The sequence below is a fragment of the Pyxidicoccus sp. M6 genome (assembly GCF_055568925.1).
Map to the genome: position 1 here is coordinate 8376935 of NZ_CM145714.1, position 18567 is coordinate 8395501.

At 70.8% G+C, this 18567-nt stretch carries 19 protein-coding genes; 3 read left to right on the plus strand and 16 right to left on the minus strand.

Features of this window, described 5'->3' with window-relative positions; translation table 11 throughout:
* Window positions 1-55 precede the first annotated feature (55 nt).
* Genes ACVTJA_RS32815 through ACVTJA_RS32825 form a run of 3 tightly spaced genes read right to left on the minus strand, consistent with a single transcriptional unit; the run spans window position 56 to window position 2075 of the window.
* On the minus strand, window positions 56-1120 hold the full coding sequence (locus ACVTJA_RS32815) for a lysylphosphatidylglycerol synthase transmembrane domain-containing protein (RefSeq protein ID WP_465825514.1): 1065 nt from the start codon (window positions 1118-1120) through the stop codon (window positions 56-58).
* Window positions 1121-1137: 17 nt separating this feature from the next.
* A complete protein-coding gene (locus tag ACVTJA_RS32820) occupies window positions 1138-1869 on the minus strand; it encodes a tyrosine-protein phosphatase (protein ID WP_465825515.1) in 732 nt (243 codons plus the stop codon).
* Window positions 1866-2075 (minus strand): DNA gyrase inhibitor YacG, encoded by a 210-nt coding sequence (locus tag ACVTJA_RS32825; RefSeq protein WP_465825516.1) that lies wholly within the window; start codon window positions 2073-2075, stop codon window positions 1866-1868. The genes ACVTJA_RS32820 and ACVTJA_RS32825 overlap by 4 nt, the downstream gene beginning before the upstream one ends.
* 90 nt (window positions 2076-2165) lie before the next feature.
* On the opposite strand from ACVTJA_RS32825, the gene ACVTJA_RS32830 reads away from it, so the two are divergent.
* Window positions 2166-3152 carry an NAD(P)H-quinone oxidoreductase gene (locus tag ACVTJA_RS32830; RefSeq protein ID WP_465825517.1) on the plus strand — a complete coding sequence of 329 codons (987 nt, stop codon included), beginning with the start codon at window positions 2166-2168 and terminating at the stop codon, window positions 3150-3152.
* A gap of 7 nt (window positions 3153-3159) precedes the next feature.
* Here ACVTJA_RS32830 and ACVTJA_RS32835 read toward each other — a convergent pair whose 3' ends face one another.
* From ACVTJA_RS32835 to ACVTJA_RS32890, 12 genes are all read right to left on the minus strand, one after another.
* Window positions 3160-3579 (minus strand): hypothetical protein, encoded by a 420-nt coding sequence (locus ACVTJA_RS32835; protein ID WP_465825518.1) that lies wholly within the window; start codon window positions 3577-3579, stop codon window positions 3160-3162.
* Between the two features lie 22 nt (window positions 3580-3601).
* Window positions 3602-4291, minus strand: coding sequence for a PASTA domain-containing protein (locus ACVTJA_RS32840; RefSeq protein WP_465825519.1), 690 nt, complete (start codon window positions 4289-4291; stop codon window positions 3602-3604).
* Between the two features lie 3 nt (window positions 4292-4294).
* Window positions 4295-5044 carry a PASTA domain-containing protein gene (locus ACVTJA_RS32845; protein ID WP_465825520.1) on the minus strand — a complete coding sequence of 250 codons (750 nt, stop codon included), beginning with the start codon at window positions 5042-5044 and terminating at the stop codon, window positions 4295-4297.
* Entirely contained in the window at window positions 5041-5700 is a 660-nt protein-coding gene (locus ACVTJA_RS32850; RefSeq protein WP_465825521.1) for a hypothetical protein, read from the minus strand. Before ACVTJA_RS32850 ends, ACVTJA_RS32845 begins: the two co-directional genes overlap by 4 nt.
* Window positions 5693-6610, minus strand: coding sequence for a hypothetical protein (locus ACVTJA_RS32855; protein ID WP_465825522.1), 918 nt, complete (start codon window positions 6608-6610; stop codon window positions 5693-5695). Before ACVTJA_RS32855 ends, ACVTJA_RS32850 begins: the two co-directional genes overlap by 8 nt.
* Before the next feature lie 16 nt (window positions 6611-6626).
* Window positions 6627-7217 carry a hypothetical protein gene (locus tag ACVTJA_RS32860; RefSeq protein ID WP_465825523.1) on the minus strand — a complete coding sequence of 197 codons (591 nt, stop codon included), beginning with the start codon at window positions 7215-7217 and terminating at the stop codon, window positions 6627-6629.
* A gap of 15 nt (window positions 7218-7232) precedes the next feature.
* Window positions 7233-7844, minus strand: a complete 612-nt coding sequence (locus ACVTJA_RS32865; protein ID WP_465825524.1) for a hypothetical protein — start codon at window positions 7842-7844, stop codon at window positions 7233-7235.
* A gap of 13 nt (window positions 7845-7857) precedes the next feature.
* Window positions 7858-8355, minus strand: a complete 498-nt coding sequence (locus ACVTJA_RS32870) for a hypothetical protein (RefSeq protein WP_465825525.1) — start codon at window positions 8353-8355, stop codon at window positions 7858-7860.
* Window positions 8356-8372: 17 nt separating this feature from the next.
* A complete protein-coding gene (locus ACVTJA_RS32875; protein WP_465825526.1) occupies window positions 8373-10454 on the minus strand; it encodes an OmpA family protein in 2082 nt (693 codons plus the stop codon).
* A 3-nt stretch (window positions 10455-10457) separates the two neighbouring features.
* Entirely contained in the window at window positions 10458-11012 is a 555-nt protein-coding gene (locus tag ACVTJA_RS32880) for a hypothetical protein (RefSeq protein WP_465825527.1), read from the minus strand.
* Window positions 11009-12025, minus strand: coding sequence for a hypothetical protein (locus tag ACVTJA_RS32885; RefSeq protein ID WP_465825528.1), 1017 nt, complete (start codon window positions 12023-12025; stop codon window positions 11009-11011). Before ACVTJA_RS32885 ends, ACVTJA_RS32880 begins: the two co-directional genes overlap by 4 nt.
* Before the next feature lie 548 nt (window positions 12026-12573).
* Window positions 12574-12792: a hypothetical protein gene (locus tag ACVTJA_RS32890; protein ID WP_465825529.1), complete on the minus strand. Its 219-nt coding sequence runs from the start codon at window positions 12790-12792 to the stop codon at window positions 12574-12576.
* Window positions 12793-13126: 334 nt separating this feature from the next.
* On the opposite strand from ACVTJA_RS32890, the gene ACVTJA_RS32895 reads away from it, so the two are divergent.
* Complete coding sequence (locus ACVTJA_RS32895; RefSeq protein ID WP_465825530.1) at window positions 13127-14065, plus strand: serine/threonine-protein kinase; 939 nt, start codon at window positions 13127-13129, stop codon at window positions 14063-14065.
* Window positions 14066-14069: 4 nt separating this feature from the next.
* Here the strand turns inward: ACVTJA_RS32895 and ACVTJA_RS32900 are convergent, their stop codons facing one another.
* On the minus strand, window positions 14070-16175 hold the full coding sequence (locus ACVTJA_RS32900; protein WP_465825531.1) for a recombinase family protein: 2106 nt from the start codon (window positions 16173-16175) through the stop codon (window positions 14070-14072).
* A 479-nt stretch (window positions 16176-16654) separates the two neighbouring features.
* Here ACVTJA_RS32900 and ACVTJA_RS32905 point away from each other — a divergent pair, with 479 nt between their 5' ends.
* Window positions 16655-18559: an nSTAND1 domain-containing NTPase gene (locus ACVTJA_RS32905; protein WP_465840566.1), complete on the plus strand. Its 1905-nt coding sequence runs from the start codon at window positions 16655-16657 to the stop codon at window positions 18557-18559.
* Window positions 18560-18567: the final 8 nt, after the last annotated feature.

The following is an 18567-nucleotide window of genomic DNA, read 5'->3' on the forward strand; positions in this document are numbered from 1 at the left end:
GTCTTGAATCACGCCCGGGGCCGCGCGCGCAGGAGCGCCGCGGCCCCGAGTCGTTTCAGGCGGAGGGCGCCGGGGCTTCGCCTTCCTTGTCCAGCTTGCCGGCGACGTCCTTGAAGGACATGTGGCCGACGGAGAGGAGGATGAGGCCCAGCACCACCTGCTGCACCGTCTGGCTCAGCCACATGACGTTGGCGTAGGCGAGCCCATTGGCGTTCACCACCGCCGCCGGGAGGAAGAGGCCGAGGCCCACCTTGGTGGCGGCCTGGAAGGTGCCCATCATCCCCGGCGCCGCGGGAATCATCAGCCCCACCACCAGCACGCCGAGCACGACGTAGGCCTGGAAGAAGGACAGGCTCATCGGCTGGCACGCGGAGCCCGCCGCCGCGCTCGAGCAGTCGAAGGCGTTGGCGAGCAGCGCCATGCCGAAGCCATTCAAGCCCCAGTACGCCGCCGTGTAGAAGAAGAAGAGCGCCATCTGCGTGCGGTTGGGGAGCTGGCGCATGGCGCCGACGAAGGTGTCGACGACGTCCGCCACCTTGTGCGCCACGCCCGGGGCGAAGCGGCCCACCGTGGCGCGCACCAGCCGCACCGTGCGCTCCTGCTGCCAGAGGCCGAAGAGGAGGAACGCGAGCCCGCCGCCGAACACGCCGAACAGCAGCCACGCGCCCCACTTCACGTAGCGGATTTCAGGCGTCTCGGTGGGGACGAAGAAGAGCAGCGTGCGCATCATCACCGCGACGAAGAGGCCGTCGGTGATTCGCTCCAGCACCACGGACGTCATGGCGGCGCTGCGGCGGATGGAGCTGCGCTGGGCGATGAGGAAGGGCCGGGCGAACTCGCCCAGGCGGAAGGGCAGCACCAGCAGCATCATGAAGCCGATGCCGGACGCCTCGTTGAGCTTGCGGAAGGGCACCTTCTCCAGGCCCGACAGCAGGCACCCCCAGCGCAGGGTGCGGAACACGTGGATGACGAGCAGGCAGCCGATGTACGGCACCAGCCACGCGTAGTTGGCGGACTTGAGGCTGTCCCACTGGGTATCCAGGTCCGTGTCCCGGAAGGCCCACCACATGAAGAGGAAGGTGACCAGCAGGCTGGCCAACAGCTTGACGGCGCGTTTCACGGCGGGCGGGTATACCGTCAGTCCGGGTCGGACTCCAGCGACTCTCCCGCGAGCAGCCGGGACGGATTGTCACGCATGAGGCGTCCGAAAGCCTGCTCCCCTGCCCTGCTTCGCAGCTCCGCCAGCGAGCGCCCCACCCAGTCCCGGGCCCCCACGGGGGCGTGGAGGTCCGTGGCGGCCACCGCGTACAGCCCTTCTTCCAGGAAGGAACGCGACAGCTTCTTCGGCATGGGGCCGTAGCGGCCGATGAGGGCCCCCATGTCGAGCTGGAGCAGCGCCCCGGCCCGGACGGCCTCGGCCGCGCGGCCCTTCCGCTCGAACTCCAGGCAGCGCTCGGGGTGGGCAATCAGCGGCACCACGCCCTTGGTGCGGATGCGGAAGAGGATGTCCAGGAGGGCCGGCACGGGGGCGGTGTAGGGCAACTCCACCAGGACGTAGCGCCCCGGGCCCAGGGTGCGCGCGGACGGCGTGCCCAGGCCGCGCAGGAAGGCGTCGTCGAGCACGTTCTCCGCGTTGCGGCCCAGCGCCAGGGGGATGCGCTCGCGCTCCAGCGCGGCGGCGAGCTCCGCGCGCTTCGCGTCCACGACGTCGACGGGGGCGTACTCGGGACGGGCGTGGGGGCTGGGGGCGACGGTGGAGAAGCCGAGGTCGACCAGGGCACGCGCCATCTCCAGCGCGTCTTCGAGGGTGCGGGCGCCGTCGTCCACCCCGGGGAGGAGATGGCAGTGCAGGTCGACGAAGCCGCTCACGCGTCTCCGCCCTGCCGGTCGGGGTGGTGGCCGGGAGGCAGCTCGTCCTCCTGCTCATCCGCCTGGCGGTCCGGCACGCGGTACTCCTCGCCCAGCCAGCGGCCGAGGTCCACGGCGCGGCAGCGGCGGGAGCAGAAGGGGAAATAGGCGTTCTCCGGCCTGGGGGGAACGGGCTTCTGGCAGATGGCACACTTCATCGCGGGCATGGTGGCTGGTCCTCTAGATAAGCGTTGACGCTCGCGCGGGCCAGGATGTTTCGATGCCTGCCCTCGACGCTCGACGGAGGAGGTCCCGCCATGAAGGTCCAGCGCATCACCGAGCCCGGTGGTCCCGAAGTGCTTGCCCTGGAGGAGCGCCCCCAGCCCGTGCCCGGCCCCGGAGAGGTGCTCGTGCGCGTGCGGGCCTCCGCGTTGAATCGCGCGGACCTGCTGCAGATTCGCGGCTTCTACCCCGCCCCGCCGGACGTACCGCCCGACGTGCCGGGCCTGGAGTATGCGGGCGAGGTGGCCGCCGTGGGGCCGCGCACGCGACGCTTCAAGGTGGGAGACCGGGTGATGGGGCTCGTGGGTGGCGGCGCGTGGTCGGAGTACCTCATCACGCACGAGCGCGAGGCGCTGCCCATGCCGGAGGGCATGGACTTCGCGGACGCGGCGGCGCTGCCGGAGGCGTACCTCACGGCGTACGACGCGCTGGTGCTGCAGGGCGAGATGAAGCCCGGCGAGACGGTGCTCATCCACGCGGTGGCCAGCGGCGTGGGCTCGGCGGCGGCGCTGTTGTGCAAGGCCTCGGGCGTGTGCGTGGTGGGCACGGGGCGCAGCGCGGCCAAGCTGAAGCGGGCCTCCGAGTGGGGCGTGGCGCGCACGGTGCTGTGCGAGTCCTCACCGCCGAGCTTCGCGGACGTGGTGCGCGCGGAGACGCGCGGCCGGGGCGCGGACCTCTGCCTCGATTTGGTGGGCGGGGACTACGTGCCGGAGACGCTGAGCGCGATGGCGCCGCGTGGGCGGGTGATGCTCGTCGGCATGGTGGCGGGAACCAGCACGGAGGTGAACCTGGGCATGGTGCTGACGAAGCGGCTGCGCGTCACGGGCACGGTGCTGCGCAGCCGTCCGCAGGAGGAGAAGATGGCGCTGGCGCAGAGCGCGGAGCGCCACCTGCTGCCGCTGTTCCGCTCGGGCGCGCTCAGGCCCGTGGTGGACGCGGTGCTGCCCATGGCGGAGCTGCGCCAGGGATTGGAGCGCATGGAGCGCAATGACTCCGTGGGCAAGCTCGTGGTGCGGTGGTAGCGGCCCGTCAGCCGCCGGTGACGTAGAGGCCCACGGCGATACGGCCACCCGGCAGCGGCTCCCCGGGCGCGGGACGCTGCCAGCACACGCGCCCCGCCTGCTCCGGCTGAGCGCACGGCATGTCCGTCACCTCCAGCGCGGCGCCGGAAGCCCGGGCCCGCCGCGCCGCGGCCGAGCGCGTGAGCCCCAGCAGCACGGGCGTGGCGGGCGGCGTGCCCTTCGGCTCCTCCCGGACGAAGCACACGCGCACCTCGTCGGCGCCGTCCGCCGCGAAGGTGAGGCCCCCGGCCGCGGGCGACACCTGGCCGCGCAGCACCAGCTCCACCGGGCCCAGCCGCAGCGGTCCGTTGCCGAGCCGCGCATGGACGCGCGCGAGCGACTCGCGCACGTCCGCCAGCAGCGCGTCCAGGTCCAGGGTGTCGCTCATCGCGCGCGGAGCCTCCGCCCTGTCACTCCTGCGTCCCCTTCGCCTCGTCCGTGGTGATGGTGTCGGACTTGCGGATGATGGGCCCCGGCGTCAGCACGCTCCCCACCTCGATGCGCCCCGTGGTGGACGACTGCACCTTCAGCACCAGCTCGCCGTCGCGGGGCAGCACCGTGCCGGGCTCCGAGGAGGCCGCAATCACGAGGTCCTTGTCCTGCGCGCCATCGGGGAAGCGGTGCGGCACGCCCGTCGCCTGGAGGAGCGCACGCGCGTCCGCCACCGGCTTGCCCACCACCGCCGGCACCACCACCATGGCCTCCGCCTGGGGCGAGGGCGGCACGGGCACCACGCGGAACTTCAGCCGCGACTGCGCCGCCAGCGTGTAGCTGAAGCGGTTGGTGTAGCTGGCGTCCATGGGCGCGCCATACATCTTCAGCCGCGTGCGCCCCTGTGACTGCTCCTCCGCGGTGATGGAGAGCGCCACGGCGATTTCCGCCTCGGCCTCGGGGATGTGGTACCACGTCGGCCGGTAGCCCAGGCGCTGCAGCTCCGCCGCGAAGCCCTCGTCCGCGGCGTACAGCGCGCGCAGCCGCTCCAGTGTGCCCTCGTCCAGCTCCTGCTGTGCCTGCGCCACGCCGCGGCCCACCGCGGAGATCAGCGAGCCCAACGGAGCGCTCAACGCCTCGAGCGAGGGAAGGTCCTTGGTATCCGCCATCGTTCAGCCCTCCATCGCTCGGCCGAAGAACAACTGCACGGGTTCGGTGGTGCCCTCGACGCCGGGCTTCGGAAGCTGGCGCAGCACCCGGCCGTGCTGGGTGCTGTCCTTGGTGAAGAGTGGCGCCTGCGTGATTCGCATCCCGGCCTGCGCGGCCAGCCGCTTCGCCGCCGCGGGAGTCAGCCCGTGGAAGTCCGGCACCGGGCGCGTGGCCGTCTCCTGCGTGGCCACGGGCACCTTCTCGAGCTGCTCGACGAACTGCGCCTCCGTCTCCGAGGTGCCCTCGGCCGTCGTCTCCGTCCAGCGCACGCGCACCTGGCTCAGCCGCATCGTCGTCAGCGAGGCCCGCACGGACTGAATCTGCTGCCCTGCGGACTTCAGCCGGTCCTCGATGGCCACCTCCGCCAGCGTGGGCTCCGTGGTGACGGCGGGGGTGGTGGCCTGCCCCCCGAGCGCCCCGGCGGACACGGCGCGGATGCCCTCGCGCGCGGGCTCGAGCACCATCAGCGTGCCGAAGTCGATGACGGTGCTGCTCATCTTCACCGGGTACGTCGCCACCATGCCGTCCGTCAGCCGCAGATGCGAGCCGAAGGTGGCGCTCGACACTTCCATGTCCACCACGCCCTCGGCGTCCGTCACGCCGGTGTCGCGCGCCTCGAAGGTGCCGGCCGTCTTGCCGGGCACCCACCACACCGCCTTGAGCCCGGCGGCGGGCTGGCCCGAGGCCTTTCGGAACAGGGCCCTCACCCTCATCGGAGCACCTCGCACGTCAGCGCCAGCGTGCGCTCCGCGGCATCCACGGTGAGCGCGAGGACGCGAGCCTTCTCGTCATCTGCGATTCGCACCGTGGTGCGCGCCACACCGGACGCGTCCGTCTTCACCACCGCGAGCGTCACGTCCGTCATCGGGCTCGGCGCCACACCCGCCACCAACGCCGTGGCCTTCCGGTCCAGGTTGAACTCCACCTCCACGTTGGGCAGCACCTCGCCCGCGGCGTTGCGCACGCGCGCCGTCACCAGTGGCAGCCCGCTGGCGTCCCTGGACACGCTCGCATCGAGCACCACCGGGGGCAGGCCGTCATTGGCAGGCACCGCGACGAAGCTGCCGCGGATGACGCTGACCAGCTCGGTGCTCGTCTGCGTCGTGGCCGTCTCCGCCAGCCGTACCGGCCGCATCTTCAGCACCTTGGCCGGCGTCGTCCCGGACGCCGTGCGCGTCTCCACGCGCAGGTCCATGCGCAGCTCGAAGTCCAGCTTGGGCACGTAGTACGTGAACTGGCGGCCGGGCGCGCCCGCCGAGGACAGCGCCCCCAGCTCCGCCTGAGCCTTCGCCAGTCCGTCCGCCAGCTCCAGCAGGTACTCGTCCAGCGTGCCGAAGAGCTCCTGCGCCTGCTGTGTCGTGTCACTCATCCCGCGCTCCCCGGCGGCCACCGTCCCGCCGTGCGTCGCGCGCCGCGTCCCGCGAGTCCATCGCGTCGTCGCCGTCGCGCTCCAGCTCCATGTCCATCTGCCGCTCCATCGACTCCATATCCATTCCGAACGCCGACAGCCCGCGCGACACCCGCGTGTCCACGTCCAGTGAGCGCGGCTTCAGTCCCCTCGCCTCCCGCGCCAGCACCGCGAGCCGGCCCACGTCCAGGCGCGCCCCGCCCACCCGCCGTGCGCCCGGCAACGGCAGGGGCATCGGCGTCTTCCCCCGCGCCGCCGCGCGCGCCTGCTCCGCCGCATCCACCAGCCGGCGCGCCGCGTCCCGCGTGCCCTTCTCCTTCTCCTCCCCGCTCGCGCCGGAAGGCCTCGCCGGGGGCAGCATGAGGCGCTCCGCCAGCCGGGTGGCCTGCTTCGCGCGCTCGCGGGCCTTGCGCGCCCACTGCTGGCGCAGCGTGGCCAGCTTCTGCTCGCGCCGGCGCTCCGTGCGTGCGAGCTCCACGCGCTTGCGGCGGAGCTCCTCCACGCGCTCCGCGTCGGCCGCCCCGGCCTTGCGCCGCGCATACAGCTTCTGCTCCAGCAGCCGCCGCGCCGTGTCCCGCTCGTGTTGCCGGCGCTCGGCGATGCGCGACTCAGGCGTGTGCTCGACGACGGGGAACTGCTTCGCCGTCCGCGCGTCCACGGGCTCGCGCTCCACGCCGAGCAGCGCGTTCATCTTCCCCTCGAGCTGCTTGCGCTCGCCCAGCAGCGCGGCCAGCTCGGCGTCGACGGTCGCCACCTCCTCCAGGGACGGAGGCGCCTTCGGCACCGGCGAGGTGCCACCGCGGGCGGCATCCCCCTGGGCAGGGGATGCCGTCTCCTCCTCGAGCAGGTCTTCCCAGCGGACGTGTGACATGGCCCGTGCCCGTCCGTCAGCCCACGTTCTGCACGGCGGCGTCCACCTTGCCGCTGACGCTGTCACCCTCCGCGGTGCCCTTGAGGCTCTTGGCAATCTCCGCGCAGATCTGCTGCAGCGCGGCCGGCGGGGGGATGGGCACCAGCTTGGTGCGGATGAGGCTCGAGCCCTCGGCGGAATAGCTGTACTTCTGCGAGTGCTTCGCCGTCACGGTGGTGACGTGGCTCTTGTGGCCCTTCACCAGCGTGGTGAGGATGCCCTTGTCGCGGTCCACCTTCCTGTCACGCGTCTGGGTGATGTCCTCGGTGGACTCGTGCATGGAGATCTCCATCTTCACCTCGATGATGGTCTCCACGAACTGGTAGAAGGTCGGCGCGAAGCCGAGCAGCAGCAGCGGGTACTCCGTGTTGCCCAGCTTCACGAAGCCGGCCGCGTCGCGCACGGCATTGCCACTGTCGTCGATGCGGTAGCCCGCCATGAGCTGGGCAATCTTCAGCGACGAGCTGTCGAGCGCGTACTGCGCGTCCGCGATGGCGGTGCCCAGGTTGCGGACCATCTCCCCGAAGGGGACGTTGAGCAGGTCCTGACCGATGGTGTCGGCGCCCATGGTGTCCGTCCCCCGCTACGGCTTGACCGGCGTGGTGGTGAGGGTGCCCGTCGTGTCCGTCGTGCTCCCGGACTTCGCGGCGGCGAGCGCGCGCACGCGCTCCTCGAAGATGGCGGGCGGCGGCACGGGCACGAGCTTGGTGCGCAGCAGGCTGGCGCCCTCCACGCTGTAGTCGTACTTGCGCGCGTAGCTGGCATCCACCGTGCTGACGATGGCCTGGGGCGTCCCCTTCCGCTTGAACAGCTTCAACGCGGCGGGCGACTGGGCGGTGGTGGTCTGCGTCTGGCGCGCCACCTTCGACTCCACGCTCTCCGTCATCTTCACGGCAATCTTCACTTCGATGATGGTGTCGACGAACTGGTAGAAGTTGGGCGAGAAGCCCAGCTCCATCATGGACACCGACGAGCCGCCGAAGGACACCTTGGTGTCCACGCGCACCGGCTTGCCGGCGGAGTCGAGCTGGATGTTGCCGTCGGCGTCGCGCAGCAGCGCCTCGCCGCTCATCATCTCCGCGACGAGCATCCCGCTCTTGTCGAGGTCCAGCTGGGCCTCGGCGATGGCGGTCGCCATCTCGCGAATCATGTCCCCCATGGGGACGTTCAAGAGTTCCTGGCCAACGTTGGGCATGGTGGAGAAGTCCTCAAGGAGTCGTGTTGGTGGCCGGCGCGGGCTGCGCCGTGGCGGCGATTTCGTTCAGGAGCTGGTGCAGGCGGGCCGGCGGCGGCAGCGACACCAGCCGCGCGGCGATGGAGCTGGCGCCCTGCACCTCGAAGCCATACTTGCGGCTGTACTCGGCATTCACCGTGACGGAGAACACGTCCTTCATGCCTCCCGTCACCGAGCCGCCGACGGAGAGCTCCGTCGACTCGCGGATGGTGAAGGTGAGCTTCGCCTCCAGCGTGGCCTCGGCGAACGCGTAGAAGGTGGGCGTGAAGCCGAGCGACAGCAGGCTCCACATCTGCCCGCCCAGCTCCACGTTGCGCTCGGCCATGCGCCGGGCGATGTCCAGCGAGTTGTTGTCCAGCGCGTGCTGGGCGTCCGCCACCGCGCGGCCCAGCCGCTCGATGAGCTCGGGCAGCGGCGCGTCCAGCACCGTCAGCATGGCCCGCTGGCCCTGGGTGGTGTTGTTGCCTGGCATGGGGCGTCCTCAGGGGCTCAGGGGTACCAGCGGTCGAGGTAGTCGCCGATGGCCTGGAGGAAGCGCGGCGGCGCGGGCACCGCCACCAGGCGCGCCTTGATGGTGGAGCTGCCGGAGACGCTCAGCTCGTGCTTCACGGCGAGGTGCGCGTCCACGTTGAGCGCGCGCAGCTCGCGGCCGGAGCTCTCCTTCCGGTCCAGCGTGCTGCGGCCGCCGAGGCGGTTGGAGGACAGCGCGAAGGCGTTGGCGTTGCTGGTGCCCAGCAGGGTGCCCGAGGGCCCGGAGAGGGTGACGGTGCTGCCCGCCGCCTGCGCCTGGAGGCCGGCGGCCAGCAGGCCGGAGCTGGAGCCCGCGGTGATGGCGGCGGCGAGGTTGCGGGCGGTGTCCGCGGCGGTGACGCCCAACGCGAACTGGCCGGGCTGCGCCGTGGTGCCGGCGTCCACCGCCACGAGCTGCACGTTGTCGATGACCACCGTGTCGCGGGCCTGCGGCGAGGCGGGAGGGCGGCCGTCGCCGAAGCGCCGGGCCACGCGCAGGGTGCCCGCGGCGGAAAGGGCCGGCGCGGTGGGCGTGCGCGCGAACAGCGTGAACATGGCGTGGTCGCCCGCGCCGTAGAGGTAGACGCGGTCGCCGCGAGCGAAGGCGCCGAAGGCGGTGTTGGCGTTGGCGTCGCGGATGGCGCGCGCGAGGTCGGCGGCGGTGGACTCGGCGGTGGCGCCCAGCGTGAAGCCGGTGCCCTGGGTGTAGTCCCGGCCCATGAAGGTGACGACGGGCGTCGCGGACGTGCTCGTCCCGGCGCCGGTGCGCGGGACGATGCGGGCCTCGCGGTCCGCGCCTGTCGGATCCCACGCGGCGGTGGTGACGGTGGAGGCGACGCGGGCCACCAGCACGCCGTCCACGCCCGTGAAGCGCAGCACGACGCGGCGGTTGGCGGCGAGGTCCGTGGTGCTGAAGCTGTTCGTCTCGCCCTTGCCCTGCGCCGTCATGCGCGAGGCAGCCACGCCGCGATGTTGCAGCGCCATCAGCACGGAGTCGGCGCGCTTGCGCGACAGCGCCTCGTTGTAGGGCACGGTGTTGCGCACGTCCGCCCAGCCCTCCAGCGTGAGGCTGGCGGATGGGTAGGCGGCCATCAGCGCCGCGGCCGCGTCCAGCACCGCGCTCGGGTCCCGGTCCGGACCGTACGTGGTGGTGGGCGTGAGGAACTCGTTGTCCTCGAAGTAGAGGGCCCGGTTGCACGTGCCGCCGGAGACGACGAGGAAGGCCCCCGGGTCGATTTGATTGCCGATGTCCGCCAGCGCGGCGCCCACCGAGGCCGCGGTGCTGGTGTAGCGCGTGCCCGTGCCGGAGGGGAGCACCAGCGTGGGCGCGGGCGTCACCGAGCCCAGCTTCGCCACCACCAGGTTGTCACCGGGGCCCGCCGCCGGCGCGGTGCGCACGGTGATGACGGAGCGGTCGATGACGTAGAGGTCCGGCCGGTTGGTGCTCGCCGTGACGCCCGACTGCATCTCCCACTCCATGAAGACGCCCTGCAGGTCGCCAGCGGCCTGGTTCGTCCACACGGAGTTGTTGCGCAGGGCCAGGAGCACCTCGCGCGCCGTCTCCCACAGCGACGGCTGCCGGGCCACGGGGATGCCCGTCGCGTTGGGGCCGGCGCCGCCGTCCAGCGCGTAGCTGGTGGTGCCCACGGTGAGCTGGCCCGGCCCGTTCGACGCGAGCGCCACGCGGGCGTACGGGGCGATGCCCTCCCCGTCCTGCACCGTAATCGTGGCGGTGCCCGTCGAGGCCGTCGTCTGGAGGTCGTAGTTGCTCGACTCACTCTCGTTGTCGTAGTTGAAGTTGACGTCGAGGTCGACGGAGGTCGAGTAGTAGACGTGGAGGTTCACCTCCAGGTCCGCGTACTGGAAGTGGTAGAAGGCCGGCCGCAGCCCCATGGACAGCAGGTTCTGCGTCATGCCGGGCAGCACCGTCTGGCCCAGGCGGAGCGTCTGGGTGACGCTGTTGGTGTCCAGCTTCTCCTGGGCTTCGGCGATGGCCAGACCCATGTCCCGGATGAATTCGGAGATGTTGAGATCCGCGAGGATCTTCCCTGCTTTCGGCATGGCCTACCTCGGTGTGGCGACGAAGGATGGAAGTGCGACGGCGATGTCCGGCCGGACGGCACCCCGCCGGACGGTCCAGTAGGCGTGACGCTCCTGCTCCAGCGAGATGCGGCGCGCGTCCACGTGCAGGCCCGCGCGCAACCACGACAACACCCGCTCCGCGACGGGGAGCCGGCCCGGGCCTGAGTGCTTCACGGCGGCCTCCAGGCGCTCGCGCGCGGCGGCGGCGTGGCCCTGCTTCACCAGCGCCAGGCCGTGCCGCTCCAGGTGCGCGGCCCGGTCCGCACGGGCCAGCTCTCCCTCCGAGCCGGCGCGCGCGTAGTGCGACTCCACCTGCTCGCAGAAGGAGATGACGGAGTCATGGGCGTCGGTGCGCTCCAGCGACTCCAGCACGCACCACGCATAGTGGCGGAGGCATGCCTCCGTCCCACCCCCGCCCTGAAGCCCCGCCAGCCGCAGCGCCTCGCGGTAGTGCCGCAGCGCCTCGGCGTGGTCCCCCGCCAGGGCGCGCACCTTGCCGTGCTCGGCGATGCGGTAGTGCAGCGCGGGCGCGCTCATGGCTCCACCAGGGAGGCCCGGGTTCCCCGCGAGCGCAGCTCCGCGACGAGCCACCGCGCCCGCGTGTCCCCCACGGGCGGCGAGAAGGTGTGGGGCAGGCGCGACAGGGCCATGCGCACGTCGGCCGCCGGCAGGCCGAGCGCCGCGGACAAGAGCTCCCCTGCCCCGCCCGGCTCCTTCGCCTCGTCCACGCGCAGGCGGAAGCTGCGGAAGCTGACGAGCTGGACGGACACCTTCGCGCCCGCCGCCTCCAGCGCCGCGCTGCGCGCCGCCACGTCCTCGCGGCGCAGCCCCGCGTGCAGCACCACCGGCAGGCGCGACAGCACCCGGGGCACGAGCGCCTCCGGCATGCCCGTCTGCTCCACCAGCACCCGCGCGAAGCCGCCGTCAGCGGGCGCAGCGACGAGGCTCACGTCGAAGCGCTGGAAGGCATGGTCCAGCACGCGCACCAGCCCGCGCGAGCCCAGCTCCCGCCACACGCGCTCGGCCTGGTCATGGTCCAGGTTGGCCGCCAGCAGCGGCGGCTCGCCCGGCGTCACGCCCAGGGCCTCCACCACCGGACGCGCCACGGCCAGCCCCGCCGCGTCCGAGCCCACGTAGAAGACGTCGTAGCGCGCGGTGGGCGCGTGGCTGGCGTCCACCTCCACACCCAGGGGCCCGAAGCGCTCGCGCAGCGCGTCCACCGTGGCCTGCGACACGGAGCCCAGCACCGTGGCCGGCGTGGCACAGAGGGCCGCGGCCGCCTCCGACTGCGAGCAGCCGAGCACCGCCACCAGCTCCGCGCAGGCCTCGCGGAAGCGCGCGCCGTCGCGCACGTACAGCGCCACATCGAAGGTGCGGCCCGGCTCCGGTGACGGTGCGTCCGCCGGCTCCACCGCCACGTCCAGTCCGGCTCCCCGCAGCGCCTCCGCGAGGTCCGTCGCCAGCGCTTCCGGCAGCCCGCTCGCGAGCACGGCCGGCGCCCGGAAGATGCGCGCCGCCAGCTCCGCGGGCGGGAGCTCGAAGTGAGGCACGAGGGCCTTCAGGATGCTGGCAGACCCTTTGTGCAATGAGCGCACAGTGATGCGGTGCGGACTGTCCATGTATAAAACATGAGACGATAACAGTTATCACCTTGTCAACACTCCGCGTTCCACCGGCAGTGATTCCCGGCGCGCGAGAGCCTGGGAACCTTGAGTCCTGTGAAATGACTCGTGCCTGGGTCGCCGTTACCTCGCCGTATCAGGCAGGCAATCCCTCACGTCGGCGACCTGCGTTTCAGGTGAGGTCCCTGCGACGGAGTGGAGGATGGGCAGGTGTCCCGCTCGGGCGCGTTCAAGTGACGCAAATTTTGCGTCAGGCATTGATGCATTTCCAATGCATCGAAGTATGAACACGAAGCACTGAAGCGCTCCTGCCACGGCGCGTCGAGCGACTCCACCCGCCTCTCATCCAGCTTGACGGCGGGTTGAGGATGGCGTTCGGGTCCGCATCGACGGCGGAGAGCTTCGAATGCCCCATCAGGTCGACAAGGGCAGGCGCGGGCCTCGTGGTGCGGTGGGAGTGATGCGCGGCGGGCGGCCTATTTGATGTTGTTGATGACGGCCATCGCCATCTCGTTCAGCTTCTTGAGCACGTTGGAGATGAACGCCATCGTCTCCTGCTGCTTCTGCAACATCAACTGCGCCTCGGCATTCGCGCGCTGCTCCTTCGGCACCGTGGAGAGGAATTTCGCCTCGGCGCTGGTGTACGTGTTCGACTTGTTCAGAGCACGCGTCAAGGCATTGTCGATAGCATTCATGTGTCCTCCTCAATGAACAGTGGGAAGGCTCCAGTGAGTGCGCATACGGCGTGAGTGCGCCCGGGCCACCCGCGGGGCGACGAAGTGTCGGCTCGTGGGCGAACGCCAATCGCTGTCACTGCGCCTTCGGCGGGCCGTCATTCGAATGACGCCGCGCAGGCGACACTGCGCTGCACTTGCGTTCAATTAGGCAAGCAAGCACGCATGGTCATCATGGGCAGGCGATTTTCAGGGGCATCCCCGTCGCCCCGAGCTTCCGCCCAGGTCCCCCTCACCGAGGCGCAAACCCTCACACCCTTCCGGGAACCGTGCGTTCCGAAAGGGGGACCGTCCCATGTATACGAACGAGGCCGTCGCCTCGCGCGGCACGCCCGCGCCGAACAAGCCCCCGCTGGCCCCTACCCTGCTCGGGCCCGGCATGCGCATCCACCATTACGAGCTCATCCGCCAGCTCGGCAGCGGCGGCATGGGCACCGTCTTCCTCGCGCGCGACACGAGGCTCGGCCGCCGAGTGGCCATCAAGCTCCTGCACACCCAGGACTCGCAGTTCACCCGCCGGTTCCTCATCGAGGCGCGAGCCACCGCGCAGTGCAGCCACGAGAACATCGTCATCATCCACGAGGTCGGCGAAGTCGGTGCAAGCCCATACATGGTCCTGGAGTTCCTCCAGGGCCAGCCCCTCAGCCGGCTCCTCAAGGGCTGCCCTCGCCTGCCACCCGCGCGGGCCGTGGAGCTGATGGTCCCCGTGGTGCGTGCCCTGTCCTGCGCCCACGAGCAGAAAATCGTCCACCGCGACCTCAAGCCCGACAACATCCTCGTCACCGACTCCGGCACCATCAAGGTGCTGGACTTCGGCATCGCCAAGGTGCTCCAGACGGACGAGGCCCATGGCGAGGCCTCTCCGAAGGCGCTGCTCGCGGAGCTCCAGCCGCGCGCCACCACTGGCTCGCGTGAGGAGACCGCCAACCTCACGCGCCAGGGCACCCTGCTCGGCACGCTGCCGTACATGTCCCCGGAGCAGTGGGGCAACGGCGTCGCCGTCGACCACCGGACGGACATCTGGGCGGTGGGCATCATCCTGTTCCGCATGCTCGCGGGCCGGCACCCGCTGGACCCGCTCTCCGGAACGCAGCTCATGGTCACCGGATTGCTCGACGAGCCGATGCCGCGCCTGCGTGACGTGGCGCCTGACACGCCCGTGGAGCTGGCCGCCGTGGTGGACCGCTGCCTGCTCAAGCACAAGGAGGAGCGCTTCCCGGATGCGCTCTCGTGATGGCCTATGCATAATGCCCCTCCTCCTCCGCACTTATTTGAGCAGGTCTACGCCCGCTGGGTTCATTTCCCCGGCTCCTGGTGGCCCTCAGCTGCTTGCGTGTCGAGCGGTCGAGCCTGAACCACCGAGGGCTGCCGGGGCCACCCCCCTCGACGCATCGCAGCCAGCCCTTCTCCACCCAGGAGCGCACCACGGGTTCAGTCACGCCCAGCAGCGCGGCGACACCGTGCGTGGAGTAGAGGCCGTCGGCCCGGCGCTCCTGCTGCCGTGGCCGCCCCCGTCGTCCCGCGGGCTGGCGCCGTATGCCGTAGCGCCTGCGTACCCAGCGCACCGCCTCCTTGTCCCAGGCGCGCTTGACTCCAGACAGCAGCCCCCTGCGGTTCAGCTCGGCTGCTACCTCCCTGTCACTCCTCTCTTTGGCCAGCGTGCCAATGAGTTGGATGACCTCGGGTGAGGTGGCCCGCGCGTAGGAAGGGCGACGCGCAATGGTGATGTCGCTGCACGTCCCGGTCTGCCATAGCAGTTGGATGTGGATTCCGCGCTTCGGGACGTCCACGGGGCTGAGCACCACTTCCCTCACCAGAATCCGCAGCAGGTTCTTGCGCTCCGCATTCGTCGTGCTCCGCGCGTGCCAGACATACGACAAGTCCTTGGCCAGCTCGAGCAGGCGTGCTCTGTCCTGGCTCGTGAGCTCTACCTTCTCGCGCCGCAGCACCTGCTGGTGCTCGCGCTCGAGCGCCTCCGACTCGCCCAGCTTCTCGTTCCACTCGCGCTCCAGCGTGCGGGCCACCACGCGGTTGTCCGGGTCCACCGCCTTGTAACGGCGCTCGGCCAGTTGCGCCTCGTAACGCGCGCGCTCCAGCCGGAGTCTCCACTGGCGCTCCACCTCCTGGGCCTGACGCTCCACCTCCCGGGTGACGGCCAGGCCCAGCTCAATCTCCGGCGGCTGCACCGTCTCCAGGAAGAGTCGGGCGACGGCCTCGTCAATGCCCGCAGCCGACACCGTCCAGCAGCTGCCCTTGTCGGTGAGGCGGCGGCACTCGTAGTACGGACGCGCGGAATCCCGGTAGGAGGTCTGCATCCGGTGACCGCACCGGCCACATAGCACCAGCCCCTGCAACAGAGCGCTCCCCTCGCGGGCAGCACCGCGCTGGTCCGGCTGCTGGTAGCTGGGGTGGTTGGTAGCGAGCTTCTTCTGGTTGGCCATGTATTCCTCCCAGCTGAGGTAGGCCGGGTGGTGGTTCTTCAGACACACCTTCCATGCCTCCTGCGGCAGCCGCGCGCTGCGCTGGCGCCGCACCTGCCCGTCCACCAACGCCATATGCCTCTCATTGCGCCCGAAGACGTAGGCACCGGTATAGGTGGGGTTGTGGAGCATGGAGAGCAGCAGGGTGTAGCGCGGTGGCCCCCAGTGCACCTGGTGCGTGCCCGGATGGCGCACCGGCATCTTCAACCCGTTTCCCATGAAGTAGCGCAGCACACCGTAGGCACTGCCCTCCAGGCGGAAGCGCTCGAAAACGAGGCGTACGGCTCGCTGCACCCCTTCGTCGGGGTCGAAGCGAAACCGGCCCGTCGTCTCCTCCCACTCATAGCCCACGGGTGACGAGAGGCGGAGGGCACCTCGTCGGGCCTTGGACAGCTTGCCGCCCTGCAAACGCAGCCGCATCCAGTACAGCTCGGCTTCGCTCATGGTGCCCTTGAGCCCAAGCAGCAACCGGTCGTTGTAGTCGCCAGGGGTGTAGACCGCCTGCTCATCGGCCAGCAGCACGTCGGCCAGGCCGCACAACTCCAGCAGCCGGTGCCAGTCCGCCGAGGAGCGCGCCAGACGAGAGACTTCCAGCGAGAAGATGGCGCCGACGCGTCCGTGCGCGACATCCTCGGCCATGCGCTGGAAGCCCGCCCTCCACTCCGCGCTCGAACCGCTCTGGCCCATGTCTTCATCGATGAGGTCAATGCGCTCGGGCGGCCAGCCCAGTTCCAGAGCACGCTGGCGCAGGGCGTACTGACGGGCCGTGGACTCACGATGCTCGTGGACCTGCCTGAGCGTGGACTGGCGCAGGTACACCACCGCTCGACGCTCCAGATGCGTGGCTCGAACCTTGTCGTTCATCGCCTTCCTCCGCGTCCACGGTTTCGGCGCGCAGCGCCTTGCGCAGCAAGGCGGCCCACGTGCCGAGCAGTTGCTGTCTTGCCGTCACGGGCAGTGCCGCCCACGGCGGGCCGGATTTCTGGGAAGGACACGTTGGCATGTGTCAACGTAGGTCCACCCTGGGCCAGGGGCGTGGCTGACGGGCCGTGGGTGCGGCCGAGCACCACCTGCACCGCACCGGCAAGCTCGAGCAGAGCGGGGACGGAGAGGCGGACCGCGCGTCCCTCAACGCTCGGCGGAACGAGGGGTGGGGAGCGGTCCGTCCACTCGAGCGGCAGTCGCATGTACTGTCCGGGAGGATGCTCCACGTCGACGTAGCGCCGACCGTCCCGGCTGCGAATGAACCGGGCGACCGGCAACTTCTCTCCCTTGAGAGGGTGAACCGGTAGCGTGACGGTCACGCGCTCAATCAAGGGTGGAGGACTTGTGGCAGTGTGTCGATGCCGTCGTTGCTGCGAGCCCTGGAGCCGTTCCTCCCCGGGCGATACATCCGGGACCTCCGCGTCGACGAGAGCCCCTACGCGGGCCTCAGCTCCTTCCAGGAGGCGGACGCGAACCGCTTCTTCGGCCGCTCCCGCCAGACCGCCGCGCTGGTCCACCGCATCCAGGACCGGCCGCTCATGGCCGTCGTCGGCCCCTCCGGCGCGGGCAAGTCCTCCTTCATCCGCGCCGGACTGATTCCCGTCCTCAAGCGCTCGGGAGACGCCTGGGAGTCCTTCATCATCCGCCCCGGGCGTCATCCCCTGGCGGCGCTGGCTGGCCTCGTGGCGCCACTCATCACCTCCTCTCCCTCCGTGGAGGAGGACCTCCGCAAGCAGCAGCAGCTCACCCAACACCTGCGCACCCAGGCCGGCTACGTGGGCGCGGTGCTGCGCAGCCGTGCCCGGCAGACGCGCAGGCGCATCCTCCTCTTCGTCGACCAGTTCGAGGAGCTCTATACGCTGGTGCCCGACGCCGATGAACGCCGGGCCTTCACCGCCTGCCTCTCCGGCATCGCGGACGATGCCACCTCGCCCATCCGCGTCGTGCTCTCCCTCCGCTCCGATTTCCTCGACCGCGCCTCGGAGGACGAGCACTTCATGACCGAGCTCGGCGCGGGCCTCTTCTTCCTCGGCAGTCCACACCGCGAGGAGCTTCGGGACGCACTCGTCCAGCCGGCGGAGCTGGCCGGGTACCGCTACGAGACGCCGGCCATGGTCGACCAGATGCTCGCGCACCTGGAGTCCGCGCCGGGCGCGCTGCCCCTGCTGCAGTTCGCCGCCACGCGGCTCTGGGAGGCCCGGGACACCACACAGCGGCTGCTGACCGAGAGCGCCTATCAGAAGCTCGGAGGCATCTCCGGCGCGCTCGCCACCCATGCCGATGGCGTCCTCGCCGGGCTGTCTTCCCAGGAGCACGTGCTGGCGCGGGCCGTGTTCCTCCGCCTCGTCACTCCGGAGCGCACGCGCGCCATCGTTCCGCTGGAAGAGCTGCGTGAGCTGTCCCGGGACGGCGGGGACGTGCAGCGGCTCATCGACCATCTCGTGCAGGCGCGACTGCTGGTCATCCAGACGGGGAGCGGCTCCAGCGGCGCCGCGGTGGAGCTGGTGCATGAGTCGCTCATCCTCGGGTGGCCCACCCTGCTCCGCTGGCTCGACGAGGGACAGGAGGACGCGGCGTTCCTCGAGCAGCTCCGCAACGCCGCCCGGCAATGGGAGGCCAAGTCCCGCGACCCGGGGCTGCTCTGGCGCGGGGAGATGGTGGACGAAGCGCGGCGCTTCCAGCGTCGCTACCGGGGAGAGCTGCCACAGCTCCAGAAGGACTTCCTCGACGCCGTCTTCGCGTTCTCGGCACGGGCGGCAAGACTCCGGCGGGCGCTGGTGGCGGGGGCCACCACCCTCGCGTTGCTGCTGTTCGTCGCGGCGGCGGTGGCGCTGGTCGTCATCGGCAACGCGCGGCGCGAGGCCGAGCGTCAGGCCCGCCTGGCCCTGCGTGCCGAGGCAGCCGCACGCGATGCCGAGGCGCTGGCTCGCGGCTCCGAAGCCGAAGCGAAGCAGCGTCTGGCCGAGGTGCAGGCCAAGGAAGAGGAACGCCGCAAGGCCCAGCTCCAGGCCGAGGCTGCCAACGCCCAGGTCGAGTTCACCAATCTCGAGCTGTCCCACAAGAACGAGGCGCTGCGTTCCGCATTGAAGCGGGCCCAGCGGGCGCAATGGCGCGCCCGGCTCGCGAAGGTTCGTGCCGAGCACAGCGCCACGGCTGCACGCGAGGCCCGGAAGGAAGCAGAGCTCCTGCTGCGGCGCGAGCAGGAGCGGGCCAGCCGTATCGAGGCCACGCTCGGCAGCAGGTTCATCGAAGACCTGAAGTGAGGCTCCCG